The sequence below is a fragment of the Aeromonas rivuli genome (assembly GCF_000820045.1).
Taxonomy (GTDB): Bacteria; Pseudomonadota; Gammaproteobacteria; order Enterobacterales; family Aeromonadaceae; genus Aeromonas; species Aeromonas rivuli.
This window is the reverse complement of record NZ_CDBJ01000031.1, coordinates 1-20,093: the sequence shown is the minus strand read 5'-3', so window position 1 is coordinate 20,093 and position 20,093 is coordinate 1. Positions and strand designations below refer to the sequence as shown.

18 protein-coding genes, 2 tRNA genes, 1 other RNA gene and 1 pseudogene are annotated in these 20,093 nt (G+C 59.1%); 7 read left to right on the top strand and 15 right to left on the bottom strand.

Features of this window, described 5'->3' with window-relative positions:
• The 9 genes from BN1130_RS06985 to BN1130_RS06955 all read right to left on the bottom strand — a co-directional run.
• The coding region (locus tag BN1130_RS06985) for a DUF2786 domain-containing protein (protein ID WP_042041079.1) at positions 1–668 on the bottom strand (668 nt) is incomplete at its 3' end.
• Complete coding sequence (locus BN1130_RS06980; protein ID WP_042041078.1) at positions 665–889, bottom strand: ANR family transcriptional regulator; 225 nt, start codon at positions 887–889, stop codon at positions 665–667. The genes BN1130_RS06980 and BN1130_RS06985, both read right to left, overlap by 4 nt.
• 8 nt (positions 890–897) lie before the next feature.
• Positions 898–969, bottom strand: an RNA gene (locus BN1130_RS21585) — hammerhead ribozyme type II.
• A gap of 3 nt (positions 970–972) precedes the next feature.
• Positions 973–1,617, bottom strand: a complete 645-nt coding sequence (locus tag BN1130_RS06975) for a DUF3164 family protein (RefSeq protein ID WP_042041077.1) — start codon at positions 1,615–1,617, stop codon at positions 973–975.
• Positions 1,610–1,855, bottom strand: coding sequence for a hypothetical protein (locus tag BN1130_RS23290; protein WP_503089933.1), 246 nt, complete (start codon positions 1,853–1,855; stop codon positions 1,610–1,612). Before BN1130_RS23290 ends, BN1130_RS06975 begins: the two co-directional genes overlap by 8 nt.
• Complete coding sequence (locus BN1130_RS22840) at positions 1,837–2,115, bottom strand: Kil protein family (RefSeq protein WP_042041076.1); 279 nt, start codon at positions 2,113–2,115, stop codon at positions 1,837–1,839. Before BN1130_RS22840 ends, BN1130_RS23290 begins: the two co-directional genes overlap by 19 nt.
• Positions 2,112–3,056: an AAA family ATPase gene (locus BN1130_RS06965; RefSeq protein WP_042041075.1), complete on the bottom strand. Its 945-nt coding sequence runs from the start codon at positions 3,054–3,056 to the stop codon at positions 2,112–2,114. Before BN1130_RS06965 ends, BN1130_RS22840 begins: the two co-directional genes overlap by 4 nt.
• Positions 3,049–5,112 carry a transposase domain-containing protein gene (locus BN1130_RS06960; RefSeq protein WP_042041073.1) on the bottom strand — a complete coding sequence of 688 codons (2,064 nt, stop codon included), beginning with the start codon at positions 5,110–5,112 and terminating at the stop codon, positions 3,049–3,051. Before BN1130_RS06960 ends, BN1130_RS06965 begins: the two co-directional genes overlap by 8 nt.
• Positions 5,113–5,114: 2 nt before the next feature.
• Positions 5,115–5,414 carry a helix-turn-helix domain-containing protein gene (locus BN1130_RS06955; RefSeq protein ID WP_042041071.1) on the bottom strand — a complete coding sequence of 100 codons (300 nt, stop codon included), beginning with the start codon at positions 5,412–5,414 and terminating at the stop codon, positions 5,115–5,117.
• A gap of 190 nt (positions 5,415–5,604) precedes the next feature.
• Here BN1130_RS06955 and BN1130_RS21310 point away from each other — a divergent pair, with 190 nt between their 5' ends.
• Both BN1130_RS21310 and BN1130_RS06945 read left to right on the top strand, forming a co-directional pair.
• The gene (locus BN1130_RS21310) at positions 5,605–6,432 is read left to right on the top strand and encodes a LexA family transcriptional regulator (protein WP_052448203.1); all 828 of its coding nucleotides are present in this window, start codon (positions 5,605–5,607) and stop codon (positions 6,430–6,432) included.
• Positions 6,433–6,663: 231 nt separating this feature from the next.
• Positions 6,664–7,443 (top strand): annotated as a pseudogene (locus BN1130_RS06945) (EAL domain-containing protein); the annotation flags it as partial.
• 57 nt (positions 7,444–7,500) lie between these two features.
• On the opposite strand, the gene BN1130_RS06940 reads toward BN1130_RS06945, so the two are convergent.
• Entirely contained in the window at positions 7,501–8,682 is a 1,182-nt protein-coding gene (locus tag BN1130_RS06940) for an aminotransferase-like domain-containing protein (protein ID WP_042041069.1), read from the bottom strand.
• Positions 8,683–8,862: 180 nt separating this feature from the next.
• The gene (locus BN1130_RS06935) at positions 8,863–9,939 is read right to left on the bottom strand and encodes a M28 family metallopeptidase (protein WP_042041067.1); all 1,077 of its coding nucleotides are present in this window, start codon (positions 9,937–9,939) and stop codon (positions 8,863–8,865) included.
• Positions 9,940–10,195: 256 nt separating this feature from the next.
• On the opposite strand from BN1130_RS06935, the gene trmB reads away from it, so the two are divergent.
• From trmB to BN1130_RS06910, 5 genes are all read left to right on the top strand, one after another.
• Positions 10,196–10,909 (top strand): tRNA (guanosine(46)-N7)-methyltransferase TrmB, encoded by a 714-nt coding sequence (trmB, locus tag BN1130_RS06930; protein WP_042041065.1) that lies wholly within the window; start codon positions 10,196–10,198, stop codon positions 10,907–10,909.
• Positions 10,910–10,924: 15 nt separating this feature from the next.
• Positions 10,925–11,257, top strand: a complete 333-nt coding sequence (locus BN1130_RS06925; protein ID WP_042041064.1) for a 50S ribosome-binding protein YggL — start codon at positions 10,925–10,927, stop codon at positions 11,255–11,257.
• 81 nt (positions 11,258–11,338) lie between these two features.
• Positions 11,339–12,259 carry a glutaminase B gene (gene glsB / locus BN1130_RS06920; RefSeq protein ID WP_042041063.1) on the top strand — a complete coding sequence of 307 codons (921 nt, stop codon included), beginning with the start codon at positions 11,339–11,341 and terminating at the stop codon, positions 12,257–12,259.
• Between the two features lie 28 nt (positions 12,260–12,287).
• Positions 12,288–13,583 carry a rhodanese-like domain-containing protein gene (locus BN1130_RS06915; protein ID WP_042041061.1) on the top strand — a complete coding sequence of 432 codons (1,296 nt, stop codon included), beginning with the start codon at positions 12,288–12,290 and terminating at the stop codon, positions 13,581–13,583.
• A 120-nt stretch (positions 13,584–13,703) separates the two neighbouring features.
• Positions 13,704–13,913 carry a YgdI/YgdR family lipoprotein gene (locus BN1130_RS06910; protein WP_042041059.1) on the top strand — a complete coding sequence of 70 codons (210 nt, stop codon included), beginning with the start codon at positions 13,704–13,706 and terminating at the stop codon, positions 13,911–13,913.
• A gap of 57 nt (positions 13,914–13,970) precedes the next feature.
• On the opposite strand, the gene BN1130_RS06905 is transcribed toward BN1130_RS06910, so the two are convergent.
• From BN1130_RS06905 to BN1130_RS06890, 4 genes are all read right to left on the bottom strand, one after another.
• Positions 13,971–17,588, bottom strand: a complete 3,618-nt coding sequence (locus tag BN1130_RS06905) for an ATP-binding cassette domain-containing protein (protein ID WP_042041058.1) — start codon at positions 17,586–17,588, stop codon at positions 13,971–13,973.
• 77 nt (positions 17,589–17,665) lie between these two features.
• On the bottom strand, positions 17,666–18,940 hold the full coding sequence (locus BN1130_RS06900) for an alpha/beta fold hydrolase (RefSeq protein WP_042041057.1): 1,275 nt from the start codon (positions 18,938–18,940) through the stop codon (positions 17,666–17,668).
• A gap of 246 nt (positions 18,941–19,186) precedes the next feature.
• A tRNA-Asn gene (locus BN1130_RS06895) sits at positions 19,187–19,262 on the bottom strand.
• A gap of 5 nt (positions 19,263–19,267) precedes the next feature.
• Positions 19,268–19,343: transfer RNA gene (locus BN1130_RS06890), tRNA-Phe, on the bottom strand.
• Positions 19,344–20,093 lie beyond the last annotated feature (750 nt).

Here is a 20,093-nt window from a genome sequence, read left to right as displayed (position 1 = left end):
GCTTGCTCCTGACCATTCACACCGGCATTGAGTTGCACCTTCTTGCCATCACGAAACCCCACCCCAAAAGCTGAGGTATCACGCGACTTGTCTTTGGGGGCTCGCATATCCGCCTTGGGCAGGTCTGCACGCCCAAACAGTTGCTCCTTGTACTGAGCCACCAGGGCCTGCTCATGCTCCGTTGGCGCGACGTTGTGAAGCTGACGCTGCACCGCCGCGATCCACCCTTCGCAATACAGGTTCGCGCGGTTGGTCTTGGTGGCCGGCAACAAGCGTTTGCTCTGCGTGGCCATGAATGCCTTCCTGGCCGCCCGCAACTGGCGGGACAACACTTGGTAGCAATAGGCTGCTACCTCGGGCCGCTCACAAACGCCGATGAATCGCACCAACATCTTTTGCTGAGAGCGGGAGAAGACGGCCTCAACCCCAATGGCATTCATTACCACCACCGCAAGATTGTGGGACCAGCGGGGTTGGGTCTTGGCAGCATTGGCCGAAGTCACGAACGCATGACCCACGTCGCTCAACTGCACATCAGCATCAGTGAGCCCATGCTCACGCATCAGTGCCTGGGCTTTGCGCATGGCATTGGCTGACTCATGCTCATTGCCACGCGCCACCATCGCCATCAGCTTTTTGATTTTGCCAAGAACGCGTTGCTTGCTCATGCTGCGGCCTTCCAGTTGCGTGTAGTCGCATTGAGGCAGAACTCAATCCGGGTCTGCGCCCACGCCTGGTTCACCTTTTTGTGGGCGACCTTCTTGGTGTCGGTCCACATGTCGGCAGCTTGATCCCACAACCCCTGTTGCTCTAACCGTGCGGCACGACTGGCCAGCGTGTGATAGCTGCTCTGGCCCTCTTTGTTGAATTGAATATCTTGAATGCTCATAACGTCTCCTTTGGCTGCTCATCAGTGCCCGACAACCACATCGGGCAGACCGGCCCCATTGCTGGGGCCCGGTTTCGCAAGGGTTAGAGCGCCGCGATAGACAGCGGGATCTGCTTCATGCTCCCGTCTTCTGCCTTGCGCTTGAAATTCAGATAGGACTTGGTCTCCTTCACGATGATCGCGTCCTTGATTGCCTTCTGCATCTGCACCCAGCGCTCGTCCTGAATACCGATTTTCAGCAGGGACAGCACACGGCTGACGCTCACGTTGCCCTCCTTGTCCAGGTCAAACGAATCGTGGCGCACCATGGCGATCAGGTTCTCATTGGAGTTGGCGCTCCACTCATCCAGGCACTCCCCAAAGAATGCCTTGGCAATGTGGATCTCCGGGCCGAGGCGGATGAGGTCGTCGGTGGAGATCGACAGCTGGCATTCCCCGTCGAAGGTGGAGAATGTGATGTTGCCCTGTGGGCTGGCACCCTTGCGGCCGTACTTCTCGCCAATCAAGTCCATCCATGCCTGGCAGTCGGCCAGGGTGTTCGCCTTAAACTCGGCCATCGCATCACGCAGCGCTTCAGCGCGTGCCACGTGACGTTTCACAAAGGCATCCAGCTCAAGATCGTACGGGTCGATAATGCTCTCGGGCACCAGACGACCCTTGCGGTCTTTCAGGTAGCCAGCGGGGATGGCCGGAGCGTTGGTTTCTTGGGTGTTTGCTTGTTCATTCATGGTCAATTCCTTCGTTAATGTTCACTGTTGTCGTTGTAGAGGCTCGATGAAAGAGTGAGCCGCAGTAGATACAGGTGACGCAGGTGTTTCGCACTTCACCTTCGTCCGCTGCAGGCGTTTGCATCATGCCGCCGCAGCACGGGGTCTGGTAACTCAGGAGCGCAACCCCTCTTGCTCGCATGGTGGCGACATGCTCCTTGAACAGCGTTCTGAGATCCCTCAGCTGACGGCCTCGCATATCCCATCCTGGTGTTCGCGCCATATCACTCGGCAGCCGTTGTGGTAGACCACCCATCCCTTGCGCTGGTGGCCGTTGATACGTTCAACAAACTCCGTGGCAGCACCTCGTAACAGACTCGGGGCCTCGTCAACGATAAGCAGCGGGGTGGCAACACCGAACCGGGAGTGCAGCACCTTGGAGCCCATCGCCTCGAGATATTCCTGAACATCGTGAGCCATTCGAATTCGCTCGCTGCTCAGCGTGTTTTGCAGACTCATTGCGCGACCACTCCTTCCATGCCTTCAAGTGTCTTCCAAGCCTCTTTGAAGTGGGCCAAGGACAGGGGCTCGTTATCGACTGACGCCAGTGATAACCCCTGCATCACCACTGACTCCAGGGTGCGCAGTGCGCCGGTGGAGGTGGGGATGATCTTCTTGGCTTCACGGATGATGCCGGCATCGGTTATCCCCCATGCCTTGAGGTACTGCGCGATATCGGCAGGGCTGGCGGTGAAGATGCGCAACGGGCTGATGACGCGGGACCATACCGGATTCATGGCTGACAGCGTCCTGAGGTCGCTCATGCGGGTTCTGACCACGTCGTTACCCAGCAACACCACACCCACGCGCCCTTCGGCCAGAATGCGGATCCCGTTCAGTACACGGTCCGAGTAGTACTGCGCCTCGTCGATGATCAGCAGCCCCTTGGTGCCGGTGAATTTGGCCTCAATGGCCTCACTCATCTGGGCGCGAGTGCGGTTTGCAAACTCCAGTCCAAGCACCTTCATCAGTGACTGCAGGACCGCAGTTTCGCTATTGCGGAATGGGCAGGCCGTCAAGATCCAAACGTTGGAGCCTTCTTCCTGGTAGTGCTTGGCCGTGACGGTCTTGCCAACACCGGCCCCCTCGTAGACCATGCCCCAGCGGCAGAGTGATTGGGCTGTTCGGAGCACGTCCATGATGCTGTCGGCGGTGGGCAGGGGTTGCCACACCGGTTTTTGATGACCAGTCCGGCGCCGGGTTTCGGCTGTACGCGCCCGTGTGGCCAGCCACTTCTTCAGATTGTTTTCGTTCTTGGCTACTGCGCCGTTATAGTTGCCGGCTAGCAGTGCACTTAGTACTGGCTCAGATAGGCCTGATTCGCGTGCAACGGTCGCCTGAGTGAGTCCACCCTTCGCCTCGGTCAATACCGCCTTTACCTGGCTAATTACGTCACTCATCACCTTCTCCTTCTCCTTCATCATCATGTCCAAACAGTTTTGCCATGGCTTGCGCGGCCTTTTGCCTGCGTTCTGCCGCTACTGCGCTGTCGCAGCCTGAGGCCATGGGCAGTTCCTCATATTCCGGTTCAAGTTCTGACTCGTTAGTGGCCTTGGGCATCATGCGAGCCAACGTGGGCCCCACGGCTGCCGGTACCGGATTGTTGCCTGCAGGCACGGTTGCCAGCAGGGCTGCCACATCCTTGATCGGGGTGATATCCGTGGTGCGCTGCATCAACTCAATGCGCCCCATTACGTCCTCTTGTGCCAGGCGTTGTTGACGTGCACCGTTGCGATCGTTGAATGCCACATCCTTGAGGATGGGGATTTGTCCAATCAACACGCCGGTGGCGTCATAGGCGTACACGGCCTCACTGAGGTTTGATGGGTTGAACCGCAGCGACACCTTGGTGCCGATATGGGCATACAGCATCGGACTGTGATAGCGGTTGCGCTCACCCACTGGGTTCTGGCTGGCCTTGAGCTCAACCACGCCACCCCCATGCACAAGACAATCCTCCGTGCGCATCAGACACATCATCAGCTGGTACTCGCTAGGCTGACGGATAACCACCTGGCTGTAGCTCTCATCAAACACCTGGCGATAACTCAGGCCTCTGGCCTTGGCCATTTCGGTGCGACGCCCTTCGCGGGTGTTCCAGCTTTCAATCACGCTAGCTAGTACCTGCAGGAAGGTCTCCAGCGACACCGCGTTCTTTTGGGCATCCACGTAGTGGGCCGGCTTCTTGTCCACTGAGTCACCAACGGTCGCCGAGGCAAATGCCGGGTGCTTGTCCAGCACATCCCCAAGGCCACCCTTGCTGTGAAAGACCCGCTCAATTGGCTTGGCACGGGCGTTGCCTTTATTACCTGCGGTATCGGCCTCCACGCGGGTCCAGGTCACATCCATGCCCATGGCGGTCATGGCACCCTCAACCTCAGCGGAATCGAATTTCTTGTGCTTTTTGTCACGTCCACTGGGGCGGTGCATGCGACCACTCATCGCCTGACTCAGTGCGGCACTGCCTCGGTCGAGCACGCAGGACGTCGGCACACCGTAGCGACTCACCATCTGATGCAGGGCCAAGCCCAACATGTCGGTGTTCTCACTCACATCCACGCAATACGAGAGCAGCATGGAGCTGTACACATCCTGGAAGAACCAGGTGGTGGGGCGCACCACCTGGCCATCCGGCAGGCGCACCCAAAAGTTGTGGGTATAGCCATCTCCGTTGACGATTTGCATAGCATGCAACCCGGCGCGAGAGCGGCGCTGAGCGGGCACCAGGTCTTGCTTTGCTCGAAATGCGCCCCCCCGCAGGCTCACTCTCAACTCCAGCGGAATATGCGTTTTGATGCGGCGACGAAAGAAACTAACGTGCGGCACTGACCAACAGGTTACCTTGACGACCTCCAGCAGGCGTTCATAGCAGGACTGGACCGTGGGGGCATCCGTGCGCAGGTAATCCCCCTGGAAGAAGGACCATGCCTCTGGGCAGATCACCTCTTTATGTTTGGTGTTGCAGCCCTGTCGACTGAGCAGTGCCGGCAACCAGTCGCTCTTTTGAATGCGCTTCAAACCGGGTTCGATGTAGAACCAGCGCTTGATAGTGCCCAAGGGTGTACCAGTGGTGTCAGCAATGTGGGCAAACGCCTTGTACAGCTTCATGCCACTCTTCTCGACCAGGTCAGCGACCATCAGACAGATTTGCAGGTTGCGTGCGGCCTCTTGGCGTTTTTTCTCGGTGGCCTCCTGGAAGGCCAGCCACAGTTCGGCGCTTTCGGTAGAGGCTTGAGCTTGTGCAACCTCTACCTGTTCTTTCACCTGCTGCTGGAGTAGGTGCACGCGGGTTTCGGGGGGCAGACAGTCGATGTGGTACTCGAAACCTTTGCCCACCGCGCACTTGCGGCGCCATTCAGTTTTTTGTTTGGACAGTTTGTTGAGCTTCGTCAACGTGTTGCGCTCGGTGCCGGGCATCCCTGGCATTCCGATGAGTGACTTCACGATGAAAAACATGATCAAGCCGCCTGCTTACTTTTGATGTCGCGCACCTTTTGTTTGGCCTGCGCTTTCAATTCCGCACGAGCACGGCGCTTTGCCCAACGTTCTGGCCAGATTTGATCTGGCTGGAGATCCAGAAACTGAGCAATGAGCTCCTCATGAGCTGGATAGGAAGATGAATGCAGTGCTCGAGTGAGAGCGCCCTTACTGAGCCCAAAGGACTCTGACAGCTCTTGCATTGAAAGGCCTTTCTGGCGAACGGCGGCGACTACCTGATCGCTACTCCAGTCCTTACGGGGTGATCCATTTTGAGCCATTTTCAGGTACCCTCCTGATTACGTGTTTGCGGTAAACCTTTAGGGGAAAGCCTCACCCTAAAGCCATGAGGGAATTATTGATCGCAACTGAGGGTGAATCAACTCCTTTCTGAGATCTTTTTCTCTCAAGAGAGTTTTCGATGTTGGCAGGGGGGTTAATTGATTAAAATCAACGAGTTAGGTGTTAATTATGATAAATGACGAAAAATCACGGGAGGATCTTTTTCTCGGAGGGGGAAAAAGATCCCCTGAAACTACAAAGGACAGGCTTGCACTCATCAAGGGAGACAGGACTCTCAGGGCGGTTTCAGAGCAATGGGGTATCCCGCTCTCAACTGTAACCGGTTGGATTATCAGGGGCTCTCAACCGCAACTGGAGGCCGCTTTCAAGGTGGCAAAAGCGGAGGGTGTAAATCTTGAGTGGTTGGCGACAGGAAAGGGGGATATGTATGTGGCTCAACCTGTTGGGCAAAACCTTACCGTTAATCAATTAGAGAAAATCGATACCTTCAGCGACACAGAGAACTTGGTCAAAGTGCCTGCGTTCGATATCGAGGCGGCGGCGGGGGCTGGAGCATGGATTAACAGTGAAAACGTCAGTGATTACTGGTGTGTGCCACGAACGTGGCTGCGCCTAGAGCGCTTGGAGCATGCAGAGCTCTGCATTATTAATGCGACTGGAGATAGCATGGCGCCCAACATTAATGGTGGAGATCGCCTGCTAGTTAAAACCAATATCGATCGAGACGTTGCTCCAAGCGGTGTCTACGTCATCAACCTAGATGGATACCTGCGAGTAAAGAGGCTGGCTGCAACCTTATTCCCTGCTGGCTACCGCATAACGAGCGACAACGAGCTGTATCCTGAAGAGTTCATACCAGCAGATGAGCTGGATGGGCGGCTCAGCATCATCGGGGAGGTTGTGCGGGTGCTGGCTACATCAGTACCTCAGCCAGAGGAACGAAGAGGGCCTGTGCGGGGAAAAACCCATAGCCCTAGCCTGGAATTGATTGCGTAAGAGATAACTAGATACGCACTGATAGGGATGTCGATTGGCGGTGGTTAAAGCTATAAAAATCACCGCGATTTTTGGATCGTTACTACAGCTCGTGAGTTGGCTAGGGCTGATGGAAGGAGTGGAATCGGATTCGTGAGACTTTTAAGGCTCAAACCCTTATCCAATAAGGCTTGAAGCTTTGGATCACAAGTTCAATTCTTTGGATCATTACTACTACTCCCCCTCACAGAGGAGGAGCTGGCACGGGGGCTCGCCAAGGGGGAATTCATCCCCTATCTCCAGCCGGTGATGGATGGCGTCCATGAGGCGTGTACCGGTTGTGAAGTACTGATGCGTTGGCAACACCCGCAACAGGGCATGATATCGCCGGATCGTTTCATCCCCATGGCGGAGGCCAGTGACCTGATCATTCCCATGACCAGCGACTTGATGCGCCAGGTGCGCGAGCGCTTCGCCCCCAGGGCCCGGGAGTTACCCGTCGGTTTTCACTTCGCGTTCAATATCTGCGCCCGCCATTGTCAGGATCTCAGCCTGGTGGAGGATTGCCGGGCTTTCCTCAAGGCATTCGAGGCCAACCCCATCAAGTTGGTGCTGGAGCTGACCGAACGTGAACTGATTGAACCCAATGCCATGACAGATAGCCTGTTTGCCGAGTTGCATAATCTCGGCGTGTTTATCGCCATCGACGACTTCGGTACCGGCCACTCCAGCCTGACGTATCTGCAGAAGTTTCAGGTCGATTTCCTCAAGATCGACCAGAGTTTTGTCGCTATGATAGGTTCCGATGCCCTCTCCAGCCACATAGTGGACAACGTCATCGACCTGGCGACCCGGCTCGGTCTCATGCTGGTGGCCGAGGGGGTCGAAACCCGGATACAGGCGGACTATCTCAAGGCTCACGGCGTCGATTTTCTGCAGGGCTACCTGTTTAGCCGCCCCTTGCCTATGGTCGGCTTTGAACAGGTCATGACCACCTTCGGCAAAGACGGGGGGCAGGCATCGTCGATGTGACGCTAATCAGCAATAAAAAAGCGGCCCTTGGCCGCTTTTTTATTGGTAAAGAGGAGCTTAGAGCATGCGCCTCATGGCGTTGCACAGCCGCTTGATACCTTCCTCTGTGGTGGCTTCGTCCACGCAGGAGAAGCTCAGGCGCAGGGTGTTCTGGATCTCGGGGCGCACATAGAAGGGGGCGCCGGGCACGAAGGCGACCTTCTCCTTGATCGCCTCATCGAACAGCGCCATGGCCGAGATGCTGACGGGCAGGGTCAGCCAGAGGAACATGCCCCCTTCCGGACGGGTATAGCTCACCCCCGGCGGGCAGTGACGGGTCAGGGCGGCCTCCATGGCGGCGCGCTGGCGGCCATAGACCTCCTTGATCTTCTCCAGATGGGCATCCAGCGAGTGGTCGGTCAGGAAGCGGTGCAGCACCTGCTGGCTGAAGGCGTTGCTGTGCAGATCCGTGGCCTGCTTGGCGATGGTGACCTTCTTGCGCAGCCAGTCCGGTACCAGCATCCAGCCCAGACGAAACGCGGGCACCACCGTCTTCGAGAAGGAGCCGAGCAGCACGGTATTGTTTGGCGCCAGCTTGGCGATGGGGGGCAGGTGCTCACCCTCGAAGCGCAGCTCGCCATAGGGGTCATCTTCCACCATCAGCAGTTCATGGCGCACCAGCCGTTCGGCCAGCGCCTCGCGGTTGGCGCGGCTGTAGGAGACACCGCTCGGGTTCTGGAAGTTGGGCACGCCATAGAGCAGCTTGGCTGTGGATCCCTCGGCCAGCAGCGCATCCAGCGCGGCCAGATCCAGTCCCTCTTCCCCCAGAGTGATGGGGCGGAAGTTCGGTTGATAGACGGAGAAGGCCTGAATGGCGCCGAGATAACCCGGCTCTTCGATGATGAGATCCTGCCCTTCGTTGACTAGCACCTTGCCCAGCAGATCCAGCGCCTGCTGGGAGCCGCTGGTGATCAGGATATTGTCCGGATTAACGGTCATGCCATGGCGCGCCAGGTAGCGGTCGGCAATATATTGGCGCAGTGGGGCGAAGCCCTCGGTGGCGGCATATTGCAGCGCAGCAGCGCCCTGCTCACGCAGCACGTCCTGGCAGGCCTGGTCGATGGCCTTGACCGGGAACAGATGAGGATTGGGCAGGCCGCCGGCGAAGGAGATGATCTCCGGATTGGCGGCAACTTTGAGGATCTCGCGGATGAAGGAGGGTTCAACCTTCTCGAAACGCTGGGCAAAAAACGGCTGCATAGGACTCTCTCTGACTGGTGGGCGGTCGCTCCATTCAACCGCCAAGTTATCCGTTTGTATCAGATTTAAAAATTGAGGCAATGGCTGGTGGAAAAATCGATAAAAAAGGGCAGCTTTGGCACCTGCCCACATTTTATCGTCCCGGCTTGGCATCCCCTCGCCAAAACGGCTGGGGGCCTGTTACAAGCCAGGATCGCGCAGGAAGCTGATCATGATGTCGGTATTGGCGCCAAGCTGCTGCTCGACCCGACCCGGGAAGAGCTCGGCCATCTTGTCGAGGCGGTCGTGCTCTGTGTGCCAGATCTTGCCCCACTGGGTCTCGCTGTCCCGATCGCAGGCGCTCTTGCTCCCCTCGTCGTAGCAATCCCACAGCGTCGGGTGGGTGCTCTGGGAGTAACCATCAAAGCCATCAGCACCATTGATGGTGAAGTTGGTCGCCTCGACATAGGCGATGGGCACCCCGAGGCAGGCGAAGGGGGCATGATCCGACCAACTGCCGGTTTCCCCTTCCGGGTAGCCGGCATAGCTGGGATGGATGGCGAACGGGGTCTGGGTCAGCTCCGAGATGGCGAGCAGACGATCCCGTACCTTGGGATCATGGCTGTAACGGGCCGGTTCGGCGCAGCCATACTCGGCTTCATCCGAGTGGGCGGAGTGGACGTAGACGATGTCGCCCCCGGCGATGGTGTCGTAGTTGACCATGGCGAGCAGTCGGGCGATGGCGGCCTCATCCAGGCTGGCGGTATAGGCTTTGGCGCCGTTGAGGCCGTTCTCCTCGGCGCCGAAGAAGGCGAAACGTACCGTATAAGGCAGGGTCTGGCCCTTGAGTGCCTCGGCGACTGCCAGCAGGGCGGCCACGCCAGCACCATTGTCGGTGGCCCCCTCCGACCCCAGCTCTTCCCCTGTGCTGTCGTAATGGGCTCCGATGAGAATGACGTTATCGCTCTCACCCTTGAGTTCGGCGATCAGGTTCTGGGACGATTTTTCCTCCCCGCGGCGCTGATAGCTGAACGGCTGGCGTTCGACCTCATAGCCCCAGCCGGTCAGGTTATCCTGGATCCAGTCGGCGGCGCGGGTCTCGGCGGCGCTGCCGGTCGGACGGGCACCAATGCCCTCGGCACTCGAGCTGAGTTGGGTCAGGTATTCGAAGGCCTGTTCGGCTGGCGTCGGGGCAGCCGGGGCCTCTGACTCATTGCTGGAGGTATTGCAACCGGCCAACAGGGCGGCGAGGCTGAGGGCGACAAGGGTCTTGTTCATACTGCAATCCTTTGTTGTGTATGGTTTTATTATCGCGGCACAGCATGCCCTTATGAAGCCTTTGATACTGTGAGCCAGCTGGCAATTGTCCATTGAGCAGCACAGGATGGGCGCGGCTCGGTCATTAGTTGTCGGAAAGACTTGCGCCTTGGGCCCATCTTGGGATAATTCGCTACCCAGTTTCTGCCGATAGATGAAATAACGAGCAACCCATGTCGGCTGTGACCCAGATTGATGAAATAACGAGTGATCCAATATGCCAGTGACCCAAGACGAATTTAACGAAGACGGCAAATTCATGCGCAAGATCCGCAGCTTTGTCCGTCGTGAAGGCCGCCTGACCAAGGGTCAGGAGAAGGCTCTGGCCGAACAGTGGCCAGTCATGGGGATCGATTTCGACACTGCCCCGCTGGACTTCGTCGCCCTGTTTGGTCGCGATGCCCCCGTGGTGCTGGAGATTGGCTTTGGTATGGGGACCTCCCTGGTCGAGATGGCCAAGCAAGCTCCCGAGAAGAACTTTATCGGTATCGAGGTGCACAGCCCCGGCGTCGGCGCCTGCCTCGGCAGCGCTCAGGAGGCCGGTGTCACCAACCTGCGCGTCATCTGCCACGATGCGGTCGAAGTGCTGGAACACATGATCCCGAATGGCTCGCTCGCCTGTCTGCAGCTGTTCTTCCCGGATCCCTGGCACAAGAGCCGTCACCACAAGCGTCGTATCGTGCAGCCTGCCTTTGCCCAGGATATTCGCCAGAAGCTGGCCATAGGTGGCGTCTTCCACATGGCCACCGACTGGGAAAACTATGCCGAGCACATGCTGGAAGTGATGAGCGCCGCCGAAGGCTATGAGAACACCTCGCCCGCGGGCAACTGGGTGGAGCGTCCCGAGTGGCGTCCGCTGACCAAATTTGAACAACGGGGCCATCGTCTTGGTCACGGGGTTTGGGATCTGATTTTTAAACGCGTTAACTGAACCTGAGGAGCTGTCATGGCAAACCGTAGTCGCCGTCTGCGTAAGAAATTGCGCGTCGAAGAGTTCCAGGAAATGGGATTCGATCTGAGCTTTAACTTCCCGGTCAACACCGCCGAAGCGACCATAGATGCCGTCATCGATGCCTTGATCGATGAGGTGATTGAGCCGCGTAAATTGGCATTCGCCGGTTCCGGCCACCTGGCATGGGAAGGCATGATCTGCACCCAGGCGCTGGGCAAATGCACCGATGAGGACAGAGCCGTTCTCAAGGGCTGGCTGGAAGCCAAAGGCATGGAGGCCGTCGAGGTCACCGAACTGTTCGACCTCTGGTATGGCGAACCGGCCTGATTGGCCGAATGAAAAATCCCGCCGCTGGCGGGATTTTTGTCTGTGGGGTAGATCGCCCCGTTTGAGTCGTGGAACCTCTCAATGCAGTTGTCATCGCAATTATTGGAAAGCATCCTTGATGAAGTGCGTCCCCTGCTGGGACAAGGCAAGGTGGCAGATTATATTCCGGCGCTGGCCCAGGTGCCGGCCGACAGGCTTGGCATGGCGGTCTACACGGTGGGGGGCGAACTGTTTACCGCCGGTGATGCTTTCGAACCCTTCTCCATCCAGAGTATCTCCAAGGCGCTGAGCCTGACCCTGGCCCTCACCCTCTACCGGGAAGAGGAGATCTGGGCCCGGGTCGGCAAGGAGCCCTCGGGTCAGCCGTTCAACTCGCTGGTTCAGCTTGAGTTTGAGCAAGGCATACCCCGTAATCCTTTCATCAATGCCGGTGCCCTGGTGGTGAGCGATCTGCTGGAAACCCGGCTCACGGCGCCCCGTCAACGGACCCTGGAGCTGGTGCGCCGCCTGGCGGCCAATCCAGCCATCGTCGCGGATGCCGTGGTGGCGAAGTCCGAATATCAACACTCGGCCCGCAATGCCGCCATCGCCTACCTGATGAAGTCCCACGGCAACTTTGAAAATGAAGTCGACAAGGTGCTGCAGAGTTACTTCAATGCCTGCGCCATTCGCATGAGTTGCGTCGACTTGGCACGCGCCTTCGTCTATCTGGCGAATCGTGGCCTGCCACTCGGGGCGAGCGAGGCGCTGCTGGGGGCGCGCACCACCAAGCAGGTCAATGCCTTGCTCGCCACCTGCGGCCTCTATGACGAAGCGGGGGATTTTGCCTACCGCGTCGGCATGCCGGGTAAATCCGGGGTTGGCGGTGGTATCATGGCGCTGATCCCGGGTGAGCTCTGTGTCTGTGTCTGGTCACCCGAACTGAACAAGGCCGGTAATTCTCTGGCAGGCACGGCGGCGCTCGAGCGACTGTCCGAGCGCCTCGGCCGCTCCATCTTTTAACTGCCATTCATCATAAGTGAGCAAGTCAATGAAACACGCGATTCGGCAGCTGTTGGCGGCCTCGGCCAGCCTGCTGCTCTGGTGCAGCTTCTCCGCGCAAGCGGGCGAGCTGGCCCCCCTCTCCTTGCAGGAGGCCAAGGCTCAGGGCGCCATCATAGTCGACACCCGTCTCAGCCACTTCTATCAGGGATGGCCCATGGAAGGGGAGAGTCAGGGCGGTCATGTATCGGGGGCGGTCAGCCTGTCTGCGGACTGGAAATATGATGACGAGCAGTGGCCCCAGGCACTGCGTGACAAAGGGCTGGATGCCAGAAAGCCGGTCGCCCTCTATGGCAGCGAGCGTGGCCTGGCCGAGGTGGCGCGGATGTTGCGTATGCGCGGCTTCCATCAGCTGTACGAGCTCAAAGGCTGGCAAGAGGCCAAGCGAGAGCGCCTGGTGCGCTGGCAGCAACTGGTCTATCCCCAGTGGCTGGCGGATTTGCAGGCGGGCAAACCCGTCGTGGCCGCTCCCAAGGGCGACTGGAAACTGTTCGAAGTGGATTGGGGGGCGCCCAAGGCGTTTCTGATCAGCCACATTCCGGGGGCCGATTACATCGATACCAATCGCCTGGAGCAGGAGCCGCTGTGGAACAAGGTGTCCGATGCCGATCTTGAGAAGCTGCTGCTGGAAAATGGGATCCGTCATGACACCACTGTGGTGCTCTATGGTCGCAACACCATGGCTGCTGCCCGCGCCGCTCATCTGATGATGTACGCCGGCGTCAAGGACGTGCGTCTGCTCGATGGTGGCATCGAGGCCTGGTTTATCGCCCATCTGCGCACCAAGACCGGCCTGCCGCACCAGTACGAGGCTGCCGAGTCGTTCGGTGCCAAGATCCCGGTGCACCCTGAGTACCTCACCTCGACCGAACAGGCCAAGGCCTTGCTCAAGCAGTCCGATGGCGAGCTGGTCAGCATCCGTACCTGGGACGAGTTCATCGGCGAGACCTCGGGTTACAGCTATATCGAACCCAAGGGTGACATTCCTGGCGCCAAGTGGGGTCATGGCGGTGTTGATTCGCAAAGCATGAGCGATTTCCACAATCCAGATGGCACCATGAAGCCGTCGAGTGAAATTCTGGCCATGTGGCAGCAGTGGCAGATAGCGCCACAGGATCAGACCGCCTTCTATTGCGGCACCGGCTGGCGCGCCTCCGAGGCCTTCTTCTACGCCTGGTTGATGGACTGGAAGCGGATCAGCGTCTACGACGGTGGCTGGTACGAATGGAGTTCTGATCCCAAGAATCCGACCATCACCGGTGAGCGCAAGCCAAGCGAAGGGTGACATGAGAGGCCGGACATTGTCCGGCCTTTTTGTGGCCGATGAAGGGCCTTGGCGCACTCGCTTCAGCTAGGCTGTTGGAGTGTTCCCCTCATGGTGAGGGGCGGGCAAGGAAAGCAGGCGATGAGATTTTCCATGGTGTTACTCTGCTGCGCGTTGGGTGTCACGGCATGCAGCTCCCAATACATAATGAGCACTCGGGATGGCAAGCTGATCACCACTGATAGCAGACCCAAGCTGGATGAGAGCACTGGCATGTATCGGTATTACGATGAGGAGGGGAGGGAGATGCTGATCAGGAAGGACGATGTGACTCAGATAATGGAGCGTTGATCCAACTTGTTCTCTTGGTAAGAGGGCTGCCCATGGGCAGCCCTCTGCCGTGTGTGGTCAGGCTATCTGATCGATCTGCCGATTGACTTGGCGGGCAAACAGCTGATGGAAGCGCGAACCGGGGTTGGCCAGCAGGCCGACCGGCGAGCCCTGCTCCACCACAGTACCGGCTTCCATGACCACTACCTTGTCGAGGGAGAGCAGCGGCTCCAGATGGTGGGCTATCACCAGGTAGCTGGCATCGGGTCTATAGCGATAGAGCAACTCGGCCATCTCGCGCATGCCGCTGTGGCTGAGATCCGAGGTCGCCTCATCCAGCACGATCAGCGGGCGCTGCGACAACAGGATGCGGGCGATCACCAGCAACTGGGTCTCCCCTGCGGAGAGCTGAAGCCTGTCGAGATCCTCATCCAGCCGGCCGGCGCAGCGTTCACCCAGTCCCACCCGTTGCAGGGCCTCTGTCAGCCTAGCATCGCTGTGTTCGGCGCTGAGATTGTCAGGTTGCAGCTCGGTGCTGCCGGAGGGCACACCATGTTGCTGTTCAAGGGGGGCCAGGTTGGCGCGCAGGGTGCCGAAGAAGGTGAGTGGCGTCTGGGATACGGTGTCATAGAGGGCGCGCACGGCTTCGGGGGCCAGGGTCGACAGCGGTTGCTCCCCATAATAGATCTCCCCCTGCGCATAAGGGTACATGGCCTGCAAGGCACCGAGCAGCGAGCTTTTCCCCGCCCCGGTGCGCCCGCACACGCCAACTTTCTCACCGGGAGCCAGCTCGAAATTGACCCTGTGCAGGGCCCACTGGCTCGCCTCGGGATAGCGCAGACCAAGGTTGACGAAGCGCACTGGGGGATGAGGAGTGCGCAGCGGCTCTCCCTCCTGGCGTTCACTGGCAATCTCGCTGTATTCGCGCACCCGCTCGACGGCATTCATCATCTGCTCGACTTCGGCAAAGGTGCGGATCAGGGCATTGAGCATGGCCGAGGTGGTGAAGGCATAGGTGATGGCCACGGCCCCGAATAGCGTGCTGTCGCTCAGGGCAACCATGAGTGCCACGGCGCCGACCAGGGCGGCGGAGAGCAGGGTCTGGTGCAGGCCGAGCCAGCGGTTGATGGAGGTGGTGGTGTACCAGCTGCGCAGGTTGTTGTCATAGTGAACCAGCACCTGATCCAGGGCGTAACGCTCGGCCCCGGCCAGACGCAGGGCGGGTGCACCACGAATGGTCTCGCTGATGCTGATATAGAGGGGCGAGCGCAGCACGGATGCCTGGCGTCTGAGCTTGAGCTGCACCGCGCGGTAACGGCGCTGCAGCAGGTAGAGCACGCCGCCGACCAGGGGCGTCACCAGCAGCAACAGCGGCAGATTGATGCCGATGACCAACACTTGCAGCAGCACCGAGATCAGCATGCCAAACAGACCGCTCATCATGGGCAGCAAGGTCTCCTGGGTTTCGGCGAGATCCCTGTCGAAGCGATTGAGGATCCTGCCCTGGGGCACCTTGTCAAAAAAAGCCATGGGGGCACGGCTGATGCGGCCGAGCATGCCCTCGAACAGACTCCAGGCAAGCTTGAGGCCCAGCTTGTAGTTGAGCACCCGAACCAGGGTAATGCAGAGCAGGGAGCCGAGCCCCAGGGCCATGTAGGTGCCGAGCAGGGGCGCCAGTTCAGTGTTGGCAGCCTTGCCGCCCAGCCAGAGATCCGAGGCGATGCGCAGCCCCTCCTGACCCAGGGCCAGCAGCAGGGTCAACAGGATAAGGCCGGGAGCCTGGAGCCGCTGCCACAGAAAGCCAAACAGTCCCCAATCCACCTTGCCTTCGACCATTTTCTCCTCATTGAACAGCTCGGCTTCCTGGGGGAGGAGGAGAGCTTGTTCGGATACCGGCACGGGCAAGTCGGCGAGCTGGCGGGGGGCCAGCTCGGTCAAGGATCCTTGCTCAATGGAGAATACCCGGTCGCAGTGTGCCAGCACCTCGGGGTCATGGCTCACCAGCAGCCGGGTCGGACCGGGCCGGAACGTTAGCCCCAGGCGCAACACCTGAGCCGAGACCATGGGATCCAGTGCCGAGAGCGGATTATCGAGCAGCAGTATGTCGGCCTGGGTGTAGAGCGCCCGCGCCAGGGCCACCCTCTGCTGCTGTCCCCCGGAGAGTCGGGTGCCGAGTTCGCCGACTAGCGTCTGATCCCCGTGGCCGAGCAGGGCGAGATCCCCGGTCAGGGTGCAAGCCTCCAGCACCCAGAGGTAGCGAGCCTCATCCCAGGGCTGCCCGAACAGTATGTTGTTGCGGATGCTGTCATTCATCAGCCAGGGCTTGTGACCCAGGTGGGCGACCCTGCCGTGACGGCGGATCTCCCCTTCGAAGTCATCATCGAAGCCGGCAATCAGGTGCAGCAGACAGCTCTTGCCCGCTCCCGTCTTGCCGGTGATGCCGATTAACTCGCCCGGGTTGATAGTCAGGTTGACGTCGCTCAGCACCGGGTGCTGTTGATGATGGGCGCTCACCTTATGGAGGAGCACTGTGCCCCTGGTCAGGCTGTCATCATCGAGCTGGCGATGCTGCTCCGGGCTGTTGAGCAGTTCGCACAGCCGTTGGAAGCCGGTATTGAAGTTGATCAGGGTACGGATGAGGTAGGGCAGGCGCTGCATGGGAATACGCAGCACGGCGAACAGGGCGATGGTGGTGAACACCTGGGGCAGGGTCAGGCTCTGGCCTGACACCAGGTAGGTGGTGAAGGTGGCCAGGGTGACCAGCAGCGGTGTCCCCAGCATGAGGGCATCATTGATGGCATCGAGTCTGAGCACTCGGCCAAGCACCCTGAGCTCCTGCTGACGTTTCTGCTCCGCGGCCCGGGTGAAGAAGGGGCCCAGCCCGTTCTGGCGTATCAGTCGCAGCTTCTTGATGTACTCGGCCAAGATGCCGTTGCGCTCATCCTGGCTGTGTTTGAGGTGCTGTTCCTGCTGGTTCATGCGGCGGATCAACCGGGTCGAGAGCAGCAGCAAGAGGGTCAGCACGGCGCAGCCTACCAGGCCGGCGCTGCCCACCTGCCACACCAGCAGGGCTATGGTACCCGCCAGCTGCAATAGCATGGTGATTGGCATGGCGGGGTCGGCAAGAATCCAGGTGATGTCCCAGACATCGCGATTGATCAGGTTCTGCACCCGGCCGCCGGCTCTGTCATCGAAGCTCTTGCCACCGAGCTTCATCACCTTGGCGAGCAGGGCCTCGGCCAGCAGACGGCGGATAGGGACGTGCATCTTGAGCGCCAGTTGCAGGGCATGTTCTGCCAGCATGCCCGCGGCGAGCACAGAGCCAAACAGCGCGAAGGCCAGCAGCAATTTGTGCTCGGTCGCGGCGCCAGTACCGAGCTGCGTCATGACATGGTTGAGCAGCCAGGGACTGGCCAGAGTGGCCAGCATGGCCAGCAGTTGCAGCAAGGTAAGCAGGGCGATGCGGCTGCCATAGTGGCGCCAGATGTAGGTCGTGATGGCCCAGGGGCCCACCGGCAGGCGGGCGGTCAGGGCCAGGAAGGCGTCGGCTCGCGCATCTCTGTTGTCTTGGGGTAGCAGGGGGTAGAGATCGTCCAGACTGACGCTGGGTTCCTGCAATCCCTTGCGCTGCAAGGGGCCGGTCCAGTGATAGAAGAGACGACTCAGCCAGCCGGCCGAGAGTTCCGGATGATCCAAGTTCACTTTCCTTATTGTTATTGTTTGCTTCCACATTCGGGCGAACTTGCCGCCCTCTCCCCACTCAGGGGGCGGTGCTAGCGATCCCGGTTCAACCTGATGAGCCTGTCCAGAATATACTCGCCATCGGCGCGCAGGCCGTTGTGCTCGTATTCGTTGGTTATCCAGGCACGGCTGTTGCCAAGGCCCTTGAGGGTTTCACGACTGAAATCAAACTCCACATACATGTCATCGGCATAGACGGCGCAGGCCACGGGCACCTGGTTTTGTTGCAGCTGTCTGGGGTCGTAGAGGGAGCCCCAGTCCGCTTTCTTTGCCAGCAGCTGGGCCGCCTCCTTGAGAGGAAGTAGCTCGCGGAACTGCTCGAACATCCAGGGGTAGATCATCTCGCCGGTGAAGGCGAGGTCCTGGCCCGGCGCCCAGGCCAGCTCGGGATACTCGCGGCGAACCCTCTCGGCCGCCCAGTCGCTCGCCTGCTGCTCGGCATAGATGGCCTCGTGCAAGATGGCGAAGATGGGGTGGGCGTTGAAGGGCTGCATGGCCTGGATCTGGTAGAGGAAGGCGGGGTTGATCCGCTCGCCGATGAAGGCATCCTCCAGCAGGAAATAGAGGCCCTCGAAGGCGCCAGTGGCCCCCAGATCCAACCCTTGCTGTTGTAACTGCTCTACCGTCAGACGCTGACCGTTGGGCAACCTGACCTCATGCTGGTGCAGATGTTTGGCGAGGCGATTGACCAGTGCCTGCGCATGGGGGAAACGGTCGAAGAAGGCGCGGTTCTTGTCGGCCACCCGCAGGTAGGTGGCGCGATAGACCTCCTCGGCACTGCGGCCCATTGGCGGGACGCCGCCGGTGATATAGACCTCGTGCAGGGCCTTGGGGAAGAGCGACAGATAGCTGAGGCAGCAGAAGCCGCCAAAGCTCTGACCGAGCAGGCTCCAGGGACGGTGTGGGGAGAGCTGGGCACGGATCAGTTCGGCATCGCGCACTATGCTGTCGGCGCGAAAATGGCTTAGGTAGCTGGCCTGTTCAGTGGGGCTCAGGTGCGCCAGCGCTTCGGCGCTGACCGGGGTAGAGTGGCCGGTGCCCCGTTGATCGAGCAGCACGACGCGAAATTCTTGCAAGGCGCGCTTGAGCCAGCTGCTCTGATTGGTGGGGCGGGGCGCGCCAAAGCCGGGTCCCCCTTGCAGGTAGAGCAGCCAGGGCAAGTCGGCATCCAGCTTGTCCTTGCGACAGAGAGTGCGGGCAAACAGAGTGAGCTCAGGGCCGTCCTCATGCTGATGGTCGAGTGGCACTGTGAACAGGCGAGGCTCACACTGGATGCCATCCAGCACATAACTCAAGGGGCGATTCATCTGGTGTACTCCCGAAACGAGGCAACTGGGGGACCCACATCATAACCATGGCCCAGGAGCCGGTCACGCCGGTTTTGGCTGCATCCGCAAGTTTGGTGATTTGTCCCGTCCCGCTCGGGATCCAGAGCGAGAAGTCGGGTTGACGACGTCTCGCTTACCCGCCCTGTGGTGGCCGCGCGCCAAGCTGGGCGTGCCGCCACGCAGATGCAAAAAGCCCGCTCATTGAGCGGGCTTTTTGCAAAAATTTGGCTCCTCCTGCTGGACTTGAACCAGCGACATACGGATTAACAGTCCGCCGTTCTACCGACTGAACTAAGGAGGAATTGTTGGTGCCCAGAGACGGAATCGAACCGCCGACACGGGGATTTTCAATCCCCTGCTCTACCGACTGAGCTATCTGGGCAACGGCGCGCATTAAACCCTTTTGAGATGGCACTGTCAACCTGAGGGCCGGATAAATTCGCCGTTCGCTCGACATCTGTGCAATCCGCTGTTTTCCTGGCCAGTGACTGGCGGGTCCATCGGGAGGCGCTGGCCGAACGCGGGACTGGGGGCAGCAAAAAGGCCCCCGCAGGGGCCTAGTGATTGAATGATATAACCATGAAATAAAAGGATTTATTTCATTGCTAGTCCACGCAGTGACCACATCGAAAGATTACGAAAGGCCTTGGTAATGATTTGGCCTTTCAATATGAGTATGATCAGACAGCTGTTTGGTGTGTTCTCGTTCATGCGGCAATTTCCCTGGCCATGTATTTGGCCACGCCAACAGCAGAAACCCCAACCACATGGCTGGGGTTTCTTTATGTTACGAGTGACCGGCCCCTTCAACACGGATCCTTAAATCTTCACTTGTGAATTTATTGATCCTCGCCAAAACCAACCCTAACCCCATGATTAGGTTACACATCACCGCATTACCCCGAGGTCATACCTGATCCACTCCCGCGATGGCGATCCTCACGGAATCCTAATGCTTATCCATATAACTCATGTACTTACCTTTTCTCTTGCTGGGATATGGCGTGATCCTTTCAGCGACAATCGTTCATAAAATGAAATTCTGTGAAATTCCCGATCCCCCCTAAAGCCCCAGTCATGGCGCGGGCTGGGCTATCGTTTTGCACCAAATAATTTGTGCAAAAAACGCCAC

Excerpts from the sequence above, each read along its gene's own strand:
- BN1130_RS06980 (WP_042041078.1), bottom strand. The coding sequence starts at position 889 with ATGAGCATTCAAGATATTCAATTCAACAAAGAGGGCCAGAGCAGCTAT.
- BN1130_RS06975 (WP_042041077.1), bottom strand. The coding sequence starts at position 1,617 with ATGAATGAACAAGCAAACACCCAAGAAACCAACGCTCCGGCCATCCCC.
- BN1130_RS23290 (WP_503089933.1), bottom strand. The coding sequence starts at position 1,855 with ATGCGAGGCCGTCAGCTGAGGGATCTCAGAACGCTGTTCAAGGAGCAT.
- BN1130_RS22840 (WP_042041076.1), bottom strand. The coding sequence starts at position 2,115 with ATGAGTCTGCAAAACACGCTGAGCAGCGAGCGAATTCGAATGGCTCAC.
- BN1130_RS06965 (WP_042041075.1), bottom strand. The coding sequence starts at position 3,056 with ATGAGTGACGTAATTAGCCAGGTAAAGGCGGTATTGACCGAGGCGAAG.
- BN1130_RS06960 (WP_042041073.1), bottom strand. The coding sequence starts at position 5,112 with ATGTTTTTCATCGTGAAGTCACTCATCGGAATGCCAGGGATGCCCGGC.
- BN1130_RS06955 (WP_042041071.1), bottom strand. The coding sequence starts at position 5,414 with ATGGCTCAAAATGGATCACCCCGTAAGGACTGGAGTAGCGATCAGGTA.
- BN1130_RS21310 (WP_052448203.1), top strand. The coding sequence starts at position 5,605 with ATGATAAATGACGAAAAATCACGGGAGGATCTTTTTCTCGGAGGGGGA.
- BN1130_RS06940 (WP_042041069.1), bottom strand. The coding sequence starts at position 8,682 with ATGCAGCCGTTTTTTGCCCAGCGTTTCGAGAAGGTTGAACCCTCCTTC.
- BN1130_RS06935 (WP_042041067.1), bottom strand. The coding sequence starts at position 9,939 with ATGAACAAGACCCTTGTCGCCCTCAGCCTCGCCGCCCTGTTGGCCGGT.
- trmB (WP_042041065.1), top strand. The coding sequence starts at position 10,196 with ATGCCAGTGACCCAAGACGAATTTAACGAAGACGGCAAATTCATGCGC.
- BN1130_RS06925 (WP_042041064.1), top strand. The coding sequence starts at position 10,925 with ATGGCAAACCGTAGTCGCCGTCTGCGTAAGAAATTGCGCGTCGAAGAG.
- glsB (WP_042041063.1), top strand. The coding sequence starts at position 11,339 with ATGCAGTTGTCATCGCAATTATTGGAAAGCATCCTTGATGAAGTGCGT.
- BN1130_RS06915 (WP_042041061.1), top strand. The coding sequence starts at position 12,288 with ATGAAACACGCGATTCGGCAGCTGTTGGCGGCCTCGGCCAGCCTGCTG.
- BN1130_RS06910 (WP_042041059.1), top strand. The coding sequence starts at position 13,704 with ATGAGATTTTCCATGGTGTTACTCTGCTGCGCGTTGGGTGTCACGGCA.
- BN1130_RS06900 (WP_042041057.1), bottom strand. The coding sequence starts at position 18,940 with ATGAATCGCCCCTTGAGTTATGTGCTGGATGGCATCCAGTGTGAGCCT.